Annotated in this window: 16 protein-coding genes; 13 read left to right on the forward strand and 3 right to left on the reverse strand. The window is 47.9% G+C overall.

Annotated elements, in window-relative coordinates; genetic code table 11:
• Positions 1 to 15: 15 nt before the first annotated feature.
• Positions 16 to 777 (reverse strand): MerR family transcriptional regulator, encoded by a 762-nt coding sequence (locus tag BS614_RS04630; protein ID WP_074093082.1) that lies wholly within the window; start codon positions 775 to 777, stop codon positions 16 to 18.
• Between the two features lie 16 nt (positions 778 to 793).
• A complete protein-coding gene (locus BS614_RS04635; protein WP_074093083.1) occupies positions 794 to 1,669 on the reverse strand; it encodes a CPBP family glutamic-type intramembrane protease in 876 nt (291 codons plus the stop codon).
• A gap of 177 nt (positions 1,670 to 1,846) precedes the next feature.
• Between BS614_RS04635 and BS614_RS04640 the strand changes: the two genes are divergently transcribed.
• From BS614_RS04640 to BS614_RS04650, 3 genes are all read left to right on the forward strand, one after another.
• Entirely contained in the window at positions 1,847 to 2,074 is a 228-nt protein-coding gene (locus BS614_RS04640) for a hypothetical protein (protein WP_017691180.1), read from the forward strand.
• A 79-nt stretch (positions 2,075 to 2,153) separates the two neighbouring features.
• Entirely contained in the window at positions 2,154 to 2,714 is a 561-nt protein-coding gene (locus BS614_RS04645) for a hypothetical protein (protein WP_074093084.1), read from the forward strand.
• Positions 2,715 to 2,881: 167 nt separating this feature from the next.
• Positions 2,882 to 3,310, forward strand: coding sequence for a VOC family protein (locus BS614_RS04650; protein ID WP_074093085.1), 429 nt, complete (start codon positions 2,882 to 2,884; stop codon positions 3,308 to 3,310).
• Between the two features lie 116 nt (positions 3,311 to 3,426).
• On the opposite strand, the gene BS614_RS04655 is transcribed toward BS614_RS04650, so the two are convergent.
• Positions 3,427 to 4,284, reverse strand: coding sequence for a hypothetical protein (locus tag BS614_RS04655; RefSeq protein ID WP_074096685.1), 858 nt, complete (start codon positions 4,282 to 4,284; stop codon positions 3,427 to 3,429).
• 222 nt (positions 4,285 to 4,506) lie between these two features.
• Here BS614_RS04655 and ytxJ point away from each other — a divergent pair, with 222 nt between their 5' ends.
• From ytxJ to BS614_RS04710, 10 genes are all read left to right on the forward strand, one after another.
• Complete coding sequence (gene ytxJ / locus BS614_RS04660; protein WP_244898263.1) at positions 4,507 to 5,046, forward strand: bacillithiol system redox-active protein YtxJ; 540 nt, start codon at positions 4,507 to 4,509, stop codon at positions 5,044 to 5,046.
• Positions 5,047 to 5,156: 110 nt separating this feature from the next.
• The gene (locus tag BS614_RS04665) at positions 5,157 to 5,915 is read left to right on the forward strand and encodes a spr1630 family ClpXP-sensitive toxin (RefSeq protein WP_074093086.1); all 759 of its coding nucleotides are present in this window, start codon (positions 5,157 to 5,159) and stop codon (positions 5,913 to 5,915) included.
• A 38-nt stretch (positions 5,916 to 5,953) separates the two neighbouring features.
• Positions 5,954 to 7,150 carry a spr1629 family repressor/antitoxin gene (locus BS614_RS04670; protein WP_074093087.1) on the forward strand — a complete coding sequence of 399 codons (1,197 nt, stop codon included), beginning with the start codon at positions 5,954 to 5,956 and terminating at the stop codon, positions 7,148 to 7,150.
• Positions 7,151 to 7,438: 288 nt separating this feature from the next.
• Complete coding sequence (locus BS614_RS04680) at positions 7,439 to 7,555, forward strand: potassium-transporting ATPase subunit F (protein WP_084174397.1); 117 nt, start codon at positions 7,439 to 7,441, stop codon at positions 7,553 to 7,555.
• A 58-nt stretch (positions 7,556 to 7,613) separates the two neighbouring features.
• Positions 7,614 to 9,293, forward strand: a complete 1,680-nt coding sequence (gene kdpA, locus BS614_RS04685) for a potassium-transporting ATPase subunit KdpA (protein WP_074093089.1) — start codon at positions 7,614 to 7,616, stop codon at positions 9,291 to 9,293.
• 208 nt (positions 9,294 to 9,501) lie between these two features.
• The gene (gene kdpB / locus BS614_RS04690; RefSeq protein WP_210436983.1) at positions 9,502 to 11,502 is read left to right on the forward strand and encodes a potassium-transporting ATPase subunit KdpB; all 2,001 of its coding nucleotides are present in this window, start codon (positions 9,502 to 9,504) and stop codon (positions 11,500 to 11,502) included.
• A 61-nt stretch (positions 11,503 to 11,563) separates the two neighbouring features.
• Positions 11,564 to 12,124 carry a potassium-transporting ATPase subunit KdpC gene (gene kdpC, locus BS614_RS04695; protein WP_074093091.1) on the forward strand — a complete coding sequence of 187 codons (561 nt, stop codon included), beginning with the start codon at positions 11,564 to 11,566 and terminating at the stop codon, positions 12,122 to 12,124.
• Between the two features lie 88 nt (positions 12,125 to 12,212).
• Entirely contained in the window at positions 12,213 to 14,552 is a 2,340-nt protein-coding gene (locus BS614_RS04700; protein ID WP_074093092.1) for a histidine kinase, read from the forward strand.
• 7 nt (positions 14,553 to 14,559) lie between these two features.
• Complete coding sequence (locus tag BS614_RS04705; protein ID WP_244898264.1) at positions 14,560 to 16,152, forward strand: ATP-binding protein; 1,593 nt, start codon at positions 14,560 to 14,562, stop codon at positions 16,150 to 16,152.
• Position 16,153: 1 nt separating this feature from the next.
• Positions 16,154 to 16,855, forward strand: a complete 702-nt coding sequence (locus BS614_RS04710) for a response regulator (protein WP_074093094.1) — start codon at positions 16,154 to 16,156, stop codon at positions 16,853 to 16,855.
• The last annotated feature ends 96 nt before the right edge of the window (positions 16,856 to 16,951 follow it).

The raw sequence follows: 16,951 nt of genomic DNA on the forward strand, positions 1-16,951 counted from the left end.
TTTTCGAAGTGGCTCTTATTGTTGATCATCAGGATTCTGGACTGTCCATCGGTCCAGGATCATTTCGATGTAACGCATGGTTTCCGTTGTCATACCATATACACGAGCTGACCGATCATCCCCTGGGGTGATATAATCCCAATATTTTTCTGCCAATTCTACATTCCCTTGAAAAGCCCTTTCAGCATAATCAGAGATTCGGATGGCCAGTAACCGTGAGGCTTCGGAATCTGGAGGTTCCATCTTGCATGTATGAACATCTTTAAGAATATCGGCCCATTCCATTGATAATGAATTGTTCTTATTATTCAGAGGTAACGATTCCATTTCTTCAGGTGTAAAAACATCTTGACGGAACCTGCCCGGAGGCTGATCCAGTTCACGGATGAAACCCAGCATCTCATCCAGACTGATTGTACCGGAGGCTCTGATGGCATATAGGGTTGAAAAAAGAAGATGCTCGACCTTGCTTAATCTCTCCTGCTGTTCCTTAACGACGGCCAGTTGTTGTTCCAACGTATGATTCCATAAAGTAAGGGTACTCTCTGGTTCAGAGCGAGCAGCATCCTGATCGAGGAATTCTCCAATCTCATTCAATTTAAAATGCATTTTCTTCAGAATGGTAATCTGCTGAAGCCGTAAAATATCCTTTTCACCATATAAGCGATACTGATTGTTCTCATTACGGACCGGTCGCAGTAAACCCAGCTTCTCATAATAATGCAGTGTTCGGATGGATACTCCGGTATGTTTGGATAGTTGTCCAACGGTATACAACTGGCAGATCCCTCCCTCATGATTTATGTATTCTCCACCAGCGCCATGCATTGAGCACCGCCAGAATGATCCCACCGACGAAGATTATCATCATATACAAAATAAATATTTCGGCCAACCCGTTATCTTGCGCGGTATAGTTTAACAATGCCGGTCTATCACCTGGCATAACAACGAATCGGGCTACTTCCAGGTAAGCGATATGAAATCCGATGGAGGCCCATAAAGATCCGGTCAAACTGCGCAGAAGCTGTAACGTAATACCATAGGTCAAGAGCAGGATCATATAATCCAAGGTTATCCGGTTTCCGGCATCCATACCGACGAGCTCTTGCAATAGGCTGACACTCATTGGAACCAGCAGAAAGAGTATGGTTTGAGTTACATAAGCGAAAAACACAGGAAGTCGCAGTCTGAAGCGTAATCCATCATAGACCATGCCTCGCATGGATAGTTCCTCTGGCAAAGCTTCGTACAAGAAAGCAATACAACTATTAAGTACGACCGCAAGGAACAGCTCGGCTGAGAAGTGCCACTCCGTAATCGTAATCCAGTTGTTCATACTTGCTATCGCCAACCCGATGAAGGCCAGAGAAGTGGCAAATAATGCGCCAAAGAGCAAGTGAATTATGCTTTTTCCTGTCAGAGGAAGAAGAACGGACTTCATATGGAAGTGTCTTCGAATGACGAATAGTACGGGCAAGACGATACTAATAATGACAACAGCTTGGGTGAGATGAACCATCCAATCAGCAGCACCAATAGTGCTGACAAACTCCCCTGCGAGTGTAGCAAAAAACAGACCCAATGTCATCGTTAACCAACTCATTCCAATAATGGCTATTCCACTGCTGCGTCGTTTCTTGGTTACATGTTCAGTTGACATACTCATGCTAATCCCCTCCTGAAGCCAGTCTAAACCCTCGAGTTAACGTCAGGGTCAAGCAGGAAATCTGCCTATCAGAATATGGTTCTGCGCAAGGATTAAGTTACGAGCAGCACAAGTGTGGTATAATGGATATATTCAGCCTGATAATAACTGGCTATGGATAGGAGATGTCACTGATCTATGCAGGTATTCGAGGACTGGAATCAGAAAGTAAAGAGGACGTTTAATGCTACGAACCCAGAGGTAGTATTGACGGTATCGGAAGCTGGAAGTTTGCTTGGTTTGACCAAAGACCAGATGAAACTGTACGTGGACAAGAACAAACTAACGAAGGTCCCGATCATGAGAAGTGTTCACCGATACCTCTTATTGAAAAGTGAAATAGATAACATCGTTCAAGCTCGATAACTTCATAGGATTGAACACAACCATTTTACCGACAGGATTCGGGAGAGTGGTCTTTTTTTTATCTGAAAGGGGACGGAACGTGCTGAATAAAGTGTCAAATTGGTTCTATCAGCGGGTGAATTGGAAATGGGTTGCAGCTGCGGTTGTTGTTTTTGCCTGTTTTATTGCATTCATTCTGCCCTCGCAGGCGGCAAAGTCGGAGGAAGCCACAGGTGGTGGGCAGTCCCCGGATTCATCGTTTCTGTACACTGCGAATGATCTTTATCAGATGGCTGAGCATTATGGTGAAGCAGGGCGGAGCGCCTATATTCAGGCACGGTTCACATTTGATCTCATATGGCCGTTGGCCTATCTGTCCCTCTTGGTTGTTCTGTTATCGATACTCTATCGCGTGCTTCCGATAAAAAGTCGCTGGCGTTGGGTGAATCTGATTCCGGTCTTAGGTTGGGTTATGGACATGCTTGAAAATATAGGTGCCTCCTTGATCATGTATCGTTATCCTGAACGTACGCCTGTGCTTGCTGAGCTCACTCCGATATTTACCCTGTTAAAATGGTGCCTGATCTATGCCAGTTTTGCAGCACTGGTTCCGGGTGTTCTGATCACGGTTCTCTACTATATACGCAAGCGTAAGAAGTAGTGGAGAGAGGGATGGATTAAGAATATGTTGGTAACCCTAATCGTGTAAAGGTCCGCAGAGATGAGTGGAGAAATATACGCTTGTCAAAGGACAACCTGTTCATATATACTCATGTCGCAAGTGACGTGAATCGTATAATTACAAGAGCCCAAGGAGATGAAGAACGCATGTCGATCAGCTTGAATGTGTATGTGATAACAGATGGTAATGGACGTGAAGCGGTAGATTTTTATCAAAAGGCATTTGGAGCGGAAGTGCTCGCGCTTCAAACATTTGGCGAAGGTCCATCCGACCCTAATCATCCCATCCCGCCAGAAGCGAAAGACCGTATTATGCATGCTTCTTTGCAGATTGGCAGCTCGGTATTAATGTTGTCCGACACATTTCCAGGCATGCCGTACACCATAGGTAATCATGTTAGTATTACTGTGAACACGGATACTGTGGATGAAGCCAAAGCAATTTTCAGCCAACTGGAAGATGGCGGGGTAGTGGAAATGGCGATACAAGAGACGTTCTGGAGTCCAGCCTACGGCACGGTTGTCGACAAATTCGGCGTACATTTTCAGATTAATGCTACGCCTGGACAAGCTTAAGAGCGTACTCTTCACTAATATAAATTTCAAATGGAAAAAACCTCCGCGAGCTGCCTTGAGCAGGTATGGAGGTTTTTTTGCTTTTTTTGTAATGACTCTTGATTAATCTTCCTTGATTAGTCTTCCTTCTGAATCTTGGAAGGATTGTTGATTTTAAAAGGAACCGGGTTACGTGTCAGCTTCTTCTTGATAATTTTCGCTTCAAACGTGATAACGTCTCCCACTTCGAGTTCCTGTTTCTTAACCGTAGCACTGTGGCTGGACCAGGCTTCCCCAACATCGATGACGTCTGGCTCCGTAATGGTAACTGCTTCGTAGATGATGACTTCATCATCATTGTCAGAGAAATGATTCGGTACGGTGGTGAACTCTTTGACAACGGCACTCATCTTCACTTTGCCTTCAGGCAGATCAATCTTGACGCTCTTAGCTTTGCTTGCTGTTTTGGCTTTGGGTTTGGCTACACTGGTTGCTCCAGACTGAGGTCCAACATACTCTTCAACAAGCCCATCCGGATCACCCTTCATCCCCGAGGAGAATTCATCTGTGTCCGTGTCGTCCGAATCATCCGGATCCGGCGGAATTTCATCCAGGTTAACCAAGGCATCTGGAGTTTGCGTAAGTTCAGCAGGGGTAACTGGTACGACTGTATCCGAAGTTGAGGGTTCTATGCTTCGATCTGACCCGGCATTACTTATGCTTCTGGCACTGTAACTGGACGCTTGCATTTCCTTCAGATAAGACGGGTGAATACAATGTTTTTGACCATTATCCAGTTGAATAACGGCTGCCATGTGATCCACATATCCAATGATGGTGCACGGCATGTTTAATCCGTTTCCTTTATAATAGAACGTTTTGAGTTTGGTCGCTTTACCGGAAAGCAAGCCCCACTCCTGACATTTCTCAATCAGTTCATCTTCGTTATCCAGCGCAATAAAATCCTGCGGTTCAATCATAAATGCGTATGTCATATGGAATTTCCGCCCTTCCAATCCATTCTTCATGTTCATCGTTTCCAAATTACAACCAGTGTATCACAAATGAGCATTTTGCATAAATCGAAACGCCGAAATCTGTACTCGGAGATGAAGATTCTCAAAGCCTGCTTACAGAGGCCTATGCTATAATTTGATCAGAATAAAGGGTGAGAAGTTGTTGCCTTGATATACATAGTTTAAGAAGGGAAGATCTGCATGAAGAAAAAAGTAAATCATCAAGCTGTATGGCTTGCTATAGGAACGGCTATGGGAGTCAGCATTGGTACGGCTACACAGCAGCTTGGACTCGGGATTGCTTTTGGCGTGGCGCTTGGCATAGTGATTGGTTCGGTGGTTAGCAAACGTGCGGGGTCAGACTCGGAACATATGCTCAGCGAACATGTCCGTGAATTGCACAAACCAGATGACTGGGAAGACGCGCTTCATCGCTCGAAGGATCATCCGGTGCTTATCCTGAAACACAGCACAACTTGTCCAACCAGTGCGAGAGCGTACAGAGAGTTTATGGCGTTTGTAGGCACCCATGCATCAGATCCCAAACAACCCATGGATTACCGCATCGTCAAAGTGATTGAAAATCGCTCGTTATCCCGTCATATTGCAGAGGAAACAGAGGTTCATCATGAGTCACCACAGGTACTTCTGCTCGATCAGGGAAAAGTCGTCCATCATACCTCTCATGGCAAAATCACAAAAAAGAGATTATTGCAGTGGGCACAGAATCCATTTGGATGAAGTGTATGAGATAGTTTTACTTTAAAAATATCAAAAAAAATCATATCTTTGCACACGAACTTCGATTAAAATATAACTTGTCTTCATATTTATGAATCGGAGTGATCTATATGGAACAATATAAGTTCAAGTCGGAACATAGTCAGATGCTTGTTGATGCTATTGTTGAAGGATACCGCGAATATATTGATCACCGTAAAGATCGGAAGAGAAACATGAAGATTAGTTCAGCCTTTGCCTGGACAAAGGGAAATTTTATTGAGAGCAAAATCGCAGATTATTGCGGTGAACAAGGATTCACTCACAAGAAATCCAAAGCAGGTTTAACATGGGATTATCTCCAGTTCACACATGAAGAATCAAAAGTTCTGTTTCTGATAAAGAACGCAGCCTACTTTAATGAGCATAGTTTTTCCAGTGCCAAGCTACCTACGGGCGTTGACAACAAAGGTGCTTTCCGTACCTATTTACACGATCTCTCCAAGATTAATAACGATCTGGAATTTTCTTTGATTCAACCACGCCGTAATGAACATGGCGAGTTGGAGAGGGTTGAGCAACTTTCTTTTCCAATCTCAGAGAGTCAGGTCAGCCGTGTGAAAGAAGAACTTGAACATCTTGCATCTACATATAATGAGTTTCATATACTCACTTATGCTATTGATGATGCATATCAAATTTCGAAGGTTCAGCATTATCTGCCCAATCCGCATGATAATATAGCTTATTTTATAGAAGATTTGTCGGATCTGATCTCAGGTGCTGAGTTAAATGAGAGTGACCGTGAGGTACTTGCACCAGATATGGAAGATATCGTTGATCCGGCGGCTTATGATATCGAAATTTTGGAAGAAGAACAGCGAGGTTGATTCCTTGGTAGTTCGCAGTCCAGTAAGGAGGGAGCAGCATGTTCGTTGGTGAAAATTTGACCAATTTACGGATCATGCATGGATATTCGAGAAAGCAACTCTCCGAACAATTAGGTGTGACAGAACAAGCAGTCTGGCAATATGAAAATGCGTATACCTCTCCCAAAGTGCCAATTGTGAACGAGTTGAAACGCATTTTTAGTGTGAAAAGCAAGTATTTTTATGCAAAAGATATGTTAACAGAGCATATGAATTCCGCCAATATTGATGTCATGAACATCGCCTATCGTTCGAAAGTAATGAATGTCATCTCAAAGACACAGACAGAAGCAAAACATGTAGCATATCTAGATACGTTCATCAATTATATTACCGCTCAGATTAGCCTCCCCACGCTGAAGATCATCAAGCTGCGGGAAGAGGTCATTGAATACATGAATCACTCTGACGATGATCGTAAGACTCAGATCCATTATGTTGCCCAACTTGCGAGACAACGGCTGAATATGGAGCCATCCACGAATGAAAATCTAATGTTCTGGATTGAAAAAAGCGGTGTGTACGTTTTTGAGAAAGCAATTGGTGAAGAAATTGATGCGTACAGCCTGTGGACACGGAACGATCGTCCATTTATCATACTGGGCAACATCAAACGTTCCGCGGTTCGCAGGAATTTCGATATTGCACATGAACTTGGTCATTTGCTGCTTCATTATCGTCTTGAGTTTGTCAATCTGGATCGGAAAGAACATAAATTGATCGAGAATGAAGCCAATCTGTTTGCGGGTGCCTTTTTATTGCCTGAGGAAGAGTTCGCATTGGACATGAATGATATCACGCACAAGACAAATCCCGATCAGTATCTTGACTTAAAAAAGAAATGGAAGACTTCACTACAAGTGTTGGGATACAGAGCAGCACATCTAGGAATGATGGAAGCTAAGGATCATCGGAACTTTTATGCGGCGATGCACCGAAGAGGATATTTGGAAAGAGAGCCGTTCGATTCTACAATTCCACTTCAGAAGCCGATGCGTATCAAAACCATTATTGACCTGCTCTCCAAGAAAGGTCTTGTAGATATCCGTTATATGATTGAGGAGGATTGGAAAGTGGAGACTTCTTTCTTTCATCATATGACAGGAATAAACACGGACTTTTTTAACAAGTACATGACGAACAAGCCTGAAACTAGCATTCAAAATGTTAGGAAAATGCCTACACGCAGTTCTTGAAATGACGGGTAGGTAATAGATTGGCACGTAATGGATTGCTCCGTATAAAAATGATGATAGACCCGTTCTTTTCAGCCCAGAGCTGAGGAGATCGGGTCTTTTTTACGCTTTTTTTACACCTATGGAGGCATTTCTTTACCCCTTTTTTACAGCGTTTCGTATTACGATTTTACATGTAGCAGTTGCAGAGAACGGTAGAGAGAGGGAGGAAGGGCGCATGGTGAATGATGCCACGATGATTGGATTGGTTGTACTGCTGTTTGGGGTGTTTTGGGGATTTGTGAAATTTTGCGAAAAGGCTTGAGGGTAGAGAGGGGGAGGAGCGAAATGATTGTCATCGGCATGATTGTACTCGCACTGGTGATTTATCTCGGTTATGTGCTGGTGAAACCAGAGAAATTCTGATGCTGACGATGTACGTAATGCGGAACAAGGGAACGTCGAATAGGGAGGAAATGCGGATATGGGTATCGGTGTAGTGCAAGTAGCGGTAACGCTACTGATCATCCTGCTACTGGTGAAACCGGTGGGGAAATATGTAGTGAACGTGTTTGATGGACAGCGAACGGGGCTGGATCGGGTTTTTGGCGGGCCGGAGCGACTGCTCTATCGAGTGATGGGGGTACGTGCGAACGAATCCATGGGGTGGAAAAAGTACCTCACGGCCGTTCTCCTCTCCAACTTTGTAATGTTGGTGTTGATGTTTCTGGTGCTGCGGCTGCAAAAATATTTACCGCTCAATCCGGATGGAATCGGCAATATGCCAGCGGCGCAGGCATTTAATACGGCGGTTTCGTTCATGACAAACACGAACTGGCAGTCGTATACGGGCGAGAATGCCCTGTCGTATCTGTCACAGATGCTGGCCGTGACGTTTCCGATGTTTACGTCGGCAGCAACGGGATTTGCGGTGGCTATTGCGTTCATTCGCGGGCTGATAGGCCGCCGGGATGAACTGGGGAACTTTTACGTCGACCTTGTACGGTCGATTACGAGAATTTTTTTACCACTGAGTTTCATCGTGGCCTTGTTCCTCGTGTTCCAGGGTGTGCCTCAGACACTCGCGGGAGCGGTGAACGCAAACACGCTGGAAGGCGCGCAGCAGACGATTTCACGTGGACTGGTCGCCTCACTGGAGTCGATCAAACACATTGGCACCAACGGCGGTGGCTGGTTTGGAACCAATGCTGCACATCCATTCGAGAATCCGACGGCCCTGAGCAATCTGGTGCATATCGTTTGCATGATGCTGTTGCCTACTGCACTGGTATACGCCTTTGGCTTGATGGTCAATAACCGGAAGCAGGGTTGGGCACTGTTCGCAGCGATGAGTTTTCTTTTCCTGGTGATGTTGACCACCGTATTTGTCTCCGAATATCGCGGTGTACCCGCGCTGGATGCAGTAGGTCTTCAAGGCAATATGGAGGGGAAAGAGGTCAGGTTCGGCATACCGGAGTCGGCCTTATTCACAGCGGTCACGACGGCGGCTACAACAGGTTCGGTCAACAATATGCATGAGTCGCTCACTCCACTTGGAGGCATGGTATCACTGGCTCAGATGATGCTTAATAACGTGTTTGGTGGCAAAGGGGTAGGACTGATCAACGGACTGTTGTATGTGATTCTGGCTGTGTTTATCTGTGGATTGATGGTGGGACGAACACCTGAGTTCCTAGGCAAAAAAATCGAGGGCAAAGAGGTGAAGCTCGCATCTATCGCCTTGCTCATTCATCCTTTGATTATTCTGGCGCCAACGGCAATCGCGCTTATGCGGCCTGAAGCCATTGCGTCCATCTCGAACGGGGGCATGCATGGTCTGACCGAAGTTCTCTATGCTTTTGCCTCGGGTGCAGCCAATAATGGATCGGCCTTTGCCGGACTAAATGCCAATACAGACTTTTACAACATCGCAATTGGTATCGTTATGCTGCTGGGAAGGTACGTTTCAATGATTGCCATGCTGGCTATTGCGGGTTCACTCGCCACCAAACGGGTTGTTCCGGTAACTACAGGTACGCTACGTACACACACGCCTCTATTTGCTGGCATTCTGGTTATGATGATTGTTGTTGTCGGCGCACTCACATTCTTCCCTTCACTTGCTCTTGGACCGATTGCAGAGCATCTGGCGATGATTCAATGATGGTTATGACAGGGAAACCACAGATGGATCAGCACAAGGACGTAACGTATGGAGGTGGCAGCGCACGATGAATGCAGTCGAACGAAAGAAGGAGCAGACGATGCAACACATGAATACAGAAATGTTTAGAACGAAGGGCAATGAGCCGGATAACAACCGAGGTAATATTCAACGTGATCCCGGATCGAAACGGTCGTTAAGCAAGGATATGATACTTCAGGCTTCACTGGATGCGTTCAAAAAGCTAAATCCGGTGGTCATGATCAAAAATCCGGTCATGTTTATTGTTGAGATTGGTACATTCATTACGCTCTTACTCTGCATCAATCCCGATCTATTCACCGCATCCGAGGCTGGGCGCGGGTACAACATCGCCGTGTTTTTCATTTTGCTGTTCACGCTGCTGTTCGCTAACTTCGCGGAGGCACTTGCGGAAGGAAGAGGCAAGGCGCAGGCGGATACGTTACGCAAAACGAAGTCGGACACCATGGCCAATCTGGTGCAGAAGGATGGAACGGTTAGGCAAGTGTCTTCGACCCAGTTGAAAAAAGGCGATATGGTCCGTGTGGAGGTCGGTGAACTGATCCCGACGGACGGTGAGATTTTGGAAGGCTTGGCCTCCATTGATGAATCGGCCATTACGGGAGAATCCGCACCGGTTATCAAGGAAGCAGGAGGCGATTTCTCCTCCGTTACCGGAGGTACACGTGTCGTGTCCGATTATATCGTCATGCGTGTTCAGACCGATCCGGGTGAGTCATTCCTTGACCGGATGATCTCTCTGGTTGAGGGTGCTCAGCGCCAGAAAACACCCAATGAAATTGCGCTGACAACCCTGCTCGCCGTATTAACCCTGATCTTTCTGATTGTTATTCTGACGATGGTCCCGATGGCGAATTACCTGGGTATTCGACTGGATCTGGCGACCCTGATCGCACTGCTCGTCTGCTTGATCCCAACTACAATCGGGGGATTGCTATCCGCTATTGGTATTGCCGGAATGGATCGTGTGACGCAGTTTAATGTGCTCGCCATGTCAGGTAAAGCGGTAGAAGCGGCCGGGGATATCGATACGTTGATTCTGGACAAAACAGGAACGATCACATACGGAAACCGTATGGCATCTGAATTCATTCCAGTTCAGGGCATTACTTCATCAGAGATGACGCAAGCTGCTTTACAGGCTTCTGTGCGAGATGAGACCCCGGAAGGGCGTTCTGTTGTGGAATTGGCAGGCAAACAAGGCCAAAGTTGGTCTGAGACGGGGTATGCCAATGCGGAAAATGTGGAGTTCACGGCAGAGACCCGGATGTCTGGTCTGAATCTGATCAGCGGAATGAAGATCCGCAAAGGAGCGGTGGATGCAATCAAACGTTATATTGCTTCCGAAGGAGGTCGTATACCGGTAGATCTGGATGAGATTGCAAATCGTATTGCGAAGGCCGGAGGCACGCCGCTTGCTGTTGCCATCGATGGACGAATCTACGGTGTGATCTATCTGAAAGACACTGTGAAGCCAGGGCTGAAGGAGAAGTTCGCTGAGATGCGCGCCATGGGCATCAAGACCATTATGTGTACAGGCGACAATCCGTTAACCGCAGCGACCATAGCGCTGGAAGCGGGCGTGGATGATTTTATTGCCGAAGCGAAGCCCGAGGACAAGATTGCGGCGATCAAAAAAGAGCAGCAGGAGGGCAAACTCGTCGCCATGACGGGCGACGGTACCAACGATGCTCCTGCTCTGGCGCAGGCCGATGTGGGCCTGGCGATGAATTCGGGCACCATGGCGGCCAAAGAAGCGGCCAACATGATTGACTTGGATTCAGACCCGACCAAGTTATTGTCGGTGGTCTCCATTGGCAAGCAGCTACTGATTACACGCGGCGCACTGACAACCTTTTCGATATCCAATGATATCGCAAAATATTTTGCCATCATTCCAGCCATGTTTATTCTCGCCATGCCGCAGCTTCAGGCACTTAATATTATGAATCTGGCTTCGCCGCAGTCCGCAATCCTGTCGGCGCTGATCTTCAACGCCATTATTATTCCACTGCTTATTCCCATCGCGATGAAAGGGGTCAAGTACCGGGCGATGTCAGCCGAACGACTGCTTGGTCGCAATGTGTTCATCTATGGCGTAGGTGGTGTGATTGTACCTTTCATCGGCATTAAGCTGATTGACATGGTACTGTCGGGGATTCTTTAACGAGATAACAACGCTTATCAAAATTATTCTTTTATCCTAATGAATTCAGGAAGTGATCTGTATGAACATGTTCTTGCCCGCTATACGGTTATCGGTCGTACTTATGCTGATATGCGGTCTAATCTACCCGCTTGTAACGACTGGTGTAGCCCAACTTCTGTTTCCTGCGCAGGCGAACGGCAGTCTGATTACGCAAGATGAGAAAATCATCGGATCGTCACTGCTGGCGCAGGAAATCCAATCGCCAGGGCTGTTCCAGCCCCGGGCATCAAATGCCGGTTATGACCCAACGGCTTCAGCCGGTTCAAATCGCGCCGTAGCTTCGGAGGAATATATCGGCGAGATGAAGGAAAAGATTGCTCAGCTCCAGCAGGAAAACACGGGATTGAAGCAGATCCCTGCTGATCTCGTGACGGGTTCAGGCTCTGGACTTGATCCGGATCTCTCTCCCGAAGCCGCTGAGGCACAGATCCCGCGCATTAGCAAAGCTACGGGGCTTAGTGAACAGCAGCTTGTGCAACTTGTAAATGAGCATACGGAAGGTCGTCAGATGGGTATATTCGGGGAACCGCGTGTAAATGTAACGGCTCTGAATCTGGCGCTGACAGCAGAAATGAACTAACGAACATATTAGCCTGCTCACGATATATCGGGAGGGGCTTTCTCCATTTTTTTCATCCTATTTTTAAAGGAAAGGGGGAGAGGGACGGATGGAAGACAGCTTCAAGCGCAAGTCACCGGAAGAGATGTTGAGGATGATTAGGAAGCTGCAGCAGGGTACGCTCAAAATCTACATCGGCCCAGTCAGCGGATCGGGCAAAACGTATCACATGTTACGAGAAGGGAATACGTTGCGTGAGCAGGGCATTGATGTGGTCATCTGCGCTGTCTCCACAATGCGCAGACCGGAAACGGTGGAACAGCTTGGCGCACTCGAACGAATTCCAAGCATTCACTGGTTACGCCAGAGTGATGATGTAGAGATGAAGGATCTGAACCTGGATGCACTATTGGCGCGTAATCCGGAGGTTGTGCTGGTGGATGGTTTGGCACATCGTAACAGAGAAGGTGCTCGGTATGCTACCCGGCTGGAGGACATTCAGTTTTTGCTCCGAAACAACATCAGTGTAATGACAACGGTGAATGTGTATGAGCTGGAAGGGTATACCGAGCTGGCACGACAACTTACGGGTATCGCAGCAGAACATACGGTACCTGCGGATACACTGGAACTTGCGGATGAAGTCAAGCTGATTGACGTCACGCCGGAAACGATACTGAGCCGTCTGGCAGAAGGTCATTTGAAGGGGCATGAGGGAGAAGCAGTATTTCGTCAAGGTAATCTGGGTATTCTGCGCGAATTGGCCCTGAGATTGGTGGCAGAAGGGGTGAATGAATCCCTGCGTGAGCATCGGGAGGAGATGGGAATTACCGTCACAACAGGCATCATGGAGCGGATTCTGGTGTCTACGCAATATCATTGGAACGGCTCCAGCTATATCCGGCGTGGGCAACAGATTGCCAAACGGCTGAATGGTGATTTGTGCGCCGTGGTTTTCCGGAATATGAAGCAGCCATTAACCAAGGAGGCAACCGTATTTCGGCGAAATATGATCAAGATGGTGGAGAAGTTTGGCGGCCATATGGAGGAGTTGTCTATATTACACCGTCGCAACATCCCGTCTACACTGGCGCGTTATGCCATGGAGCACCAGATTACCCGGATTGTGATGGGGCACTCCCGGCGTACGCGCTGGCAGGAATTGTGGCAAGGGTCCGTTGTTAACTCGCTACTACGCAAATTACGTGGTGTGGATCTCTTTCTGGTTGCTGATCGAGCGGCCAGGGAGGGTGAACGTGTAGTTCCGGCCAAGGTTAACGATGTGGAGTCACTGACATACCGCAGACTAAGCGAGCAGGAAATGAAGGAACAGATTGGCCAGATTCAGCGCGGCACATTCAAAATATATATCGGAGCCGCACCAGGTGTAGGCAAAACCTACATGATGCTGCGAGAAGGCAATGATTTGCTCCGTAAGGGCATCGATGTGCAAATCGGCTTGCTGGAGACACATGGGCGGGCAGAAACCGTGGAGCAGATGGGTCACCTGTCTGTGATCCCTCGCGCGAAGCGCGATTATCAGGGAACTCGTCTGGAAGAGATGGATACGGAGGCCATTCTGCATCTTTGCCCAGAAGTGGTGCTTGTGGATGAACTGGCGCATACGAATGTACCCGGGAGTGTCCGGCAAAAGCGTTATGAAGATGTCCTGCTCCTGCTGAATGCAGGCATCTCGGTGATTACCACAATGAACGTACAGCATCTCGAAAGTCTGAATGATGCCGTTGAACATATTACCGGTGTTCGTGTCTGCGAGACCGTACCGGATCGGATCATTCAGATGGCGGATGAGGTGCAGCTGATTGATGTGGCACCCCAAGCCTTGCGGCAGCGCATGAGGGAGGGTAAAATCTATGCAACTGCCAAGGTCGAGCAAGCCCTTGCGAATTTCTTCAAAATTGGCAATCTGATTGCCTTGCGAGAACTTGCTCTGCGCGAGCTGGCGGACGATGTCGATGAACGGCTTGAAGCACAGCAGGCCAATATTGCACTTCGAGGACCTTGGCGCAGACAGGAAGCGGTCTTTGTATGTGTAAGCAGTGATCGTCATGCCGAGCGGCTGATCCGGCGTGGATTCCGTATGGCTTATCGTCTAAAAGCCATCTGGCATGTACACCATATCCACATCGGTGAGTCCATGAGTGACGAAGTGAAGTGCCATCTGGAAGCGTTGGAGCAGCTGACGATTCGGCTTGGTGGTCAATTTCATATTCATCACAGTCCAAGGCTGCGCGATGTACCTGAGATTTTGGCAAGAAAGGCATCGGAGGCGAGAGCAACCCAGTTGGTAGTCGGGCAGGCAAGACGGGTGTGGTGGCTGAATGGCTACCGCGGCTCAGGTTCGGTGGTCAACCGACTTGTACGCTTGTCGCGGCATCTGGATGTATTGATCGTTGCAGATTACGATTATGAACTGAGCGGGATGTGAATGGATATTGTCTGAACGAATAAAAAAAGAAACACTGCCATCCCATGGGAAACGGATTTCGGCATATGTATGGGTGACCCTTGGGGTGACGCTGCTAACTTTGCTGCTTCATGCCATCGGCATGAGTGGTGATTTGGTTAATGTAGCGCTTGTATACCTGTTTCCCGTTCTGGTGAGTGCTGTGTATTGGGGAATGGGGCCAGCCGTATATGCCGCGAGTTTTAGTGTCATTATGTTTGACTTCTTCTTTGTCCCGCCATATCTGAGCTTTACGGTTGAGGATTTAAGATATCTCATCTCCTTTGTTGTGTATCTTGCGGTGGCGATCCTGACAGCCAGTCTTGCAGGTCGGTTGCGACAACAACTGGAGATGGTAAAAGCACGCGAGGCCACGACTAACTCCCTATACGCATTGAGTCGTCAGATGACAGCTATTACGGATCTGAATACATTACTGTTTAACATTGCAACCCAAGTATCGCTTACCCTAGGGAAGCCGGCGGCTGTGTATCTTCCAGATGGGCAGGGGGATCTGCTGGTTACAAGCTCTTCTACACCCGAATCAGAAGGGGAAAAGGATGTCTGGGGAGATGGAGAGTCGGAGATTGCCATTGCCAGATGGGTGTATCATCACGGACAGATCGCAGGTAAGGGATCATCCGCTTTACGGGAATCTCCCGGACTTTACGTGCCGCTACGCACAGAGGAGCAGATTCATGGCGTGCTCGCTGTGAGCATGGACGCTGGTGAGGTTCATGAACAGCAAGAACAGCTTCGTTTGCTGGAAGCATGCGGAGGACTGGCCGCAGGTGCCATTGCCCGAGTGAAGCTGGCGGAAGAGGCCAGATTGGCGCAGATCACTGCCGAATCGGAGCGCATACGCACAGCGCTGCTGGACTCTGTCTCTCATGAGTTGCGTACGCCCCTAACCGCCATTATCGGCTCGGCTACGGGATTGTTGGAGAATGATACTCTTTTTACACCCGAGGATCGGAGAGAATTAACAGACAACATTCGGGATGGAGCTTTGCGTATGAATCGTCTCGTCACGAATCTGCTGGGTATGGTTCGGCTGGAGAGCGGCATGTTGCAACTGAATCGGAAATGGTGTGACGTGGGGGACATGATCAGCGTTGTACTGACACAGGTTCGGGAATTCAGTCCGCATCGTAACATTCAAGTTGAACTGCCTGATGATCCGGCCTTCATTTACGGAGATGAAGTATTGCTGGAGCAGGTACTGGTCAATATCATCAGTAACGCCATCAAATATTCGCCTGATGAGAGCCCGATTGTCATCACTGTGGCAAGCGATAAGAGTACAGATCAATTGACGATCTGGGTAGCTGATCAAGGCATCGGTATAACGGAAGCGGAAAGATTGCGTATATTTGATAAGTTCTATCGCTCAGAGTCGACTCAGCATGTCACAGGAACGGGGCTTGGTCTGGCGATCTGCAAAGGCATTGTGGAAGTCCACGGAGGTTCCATTGGGGCAGAGCCGAATCCGGGCGGGGGGACGAGAATGCGTATAGATATCCCCCTGGAGGCTCACGGATCACGGTTTCCCTATTCAGAACAAGGAGAGGTTGAAGAATAACATGAACGCACCACTAGGGGCTCGCATACTGGTGATCGATGATGAGCCGCAGATTCGCAAATTGCTCAAGGTCACCCTTCAGGCACACCAATTCGAACTCCACGAGTGTGGGGATGGCGAAGAGGGCGTTATTCAGGCCAGTATTGTACATCCGGATCTGATCATCCTTGATCTTGGTCTGCCGGGCATGTCTGGCATGGAGGTCCTTCGCCGGATTCGCGAATGGTCACAAGTGCCAATTATTGTGCTGACAGCGAAGGATCAGGAGGGAGACAAAATTGCTGCGTTGGATGCTGGTGCAGATGATTATGTGACCAAACCATTTGGAATGGGTGAGTTAGTTGCCCGTATTCGGGTGGCGCTGCGTCATGTAGCCAAAACAACGGATGAGCCAATACTGCGCTTCGGATCACTCACGATTGATCTAGCCCAAAGGCAGGTCGAACTGGAGGGGGCTTTGGTCAAATTAACCCCAACGGAATATGAGATGCTGAAGGTGCTTGCCTCCAATGCAGGGAAAATCATTACGCAGCGCCAGCTTTTACAGCAAGTATGGGGAGGGCATCATCATGAGTCCGACAGCCATTATCTTCGGGTATATGTGGGACATCTGCGTAAAAAATTAAATGAAGATCCAACGAATCCGCGGTACATTCAGACGGAGCCTGGCATTGGTTATCGCTTTTTGCTCCCTGCCGAGTAACGTTTAAGAGAGCGGGACATTTCGTAACAATGATGTGATGCACCATTCAGCGGGTGAGCGCTATTGAACAAATAAAGCACCGTCCCCTTTAGCAGT

This window comes from Paenibacillus xylanexedens (genome assembly GCF_001908275.1).
In the GTDB taxonomy this organism is placed as follows: Bacteria; Bacillota; Bacilli; order Paenibacillales; family Paenibacillaceae; genus Paenibacillus; species Paenibacillus xylanexedens_A.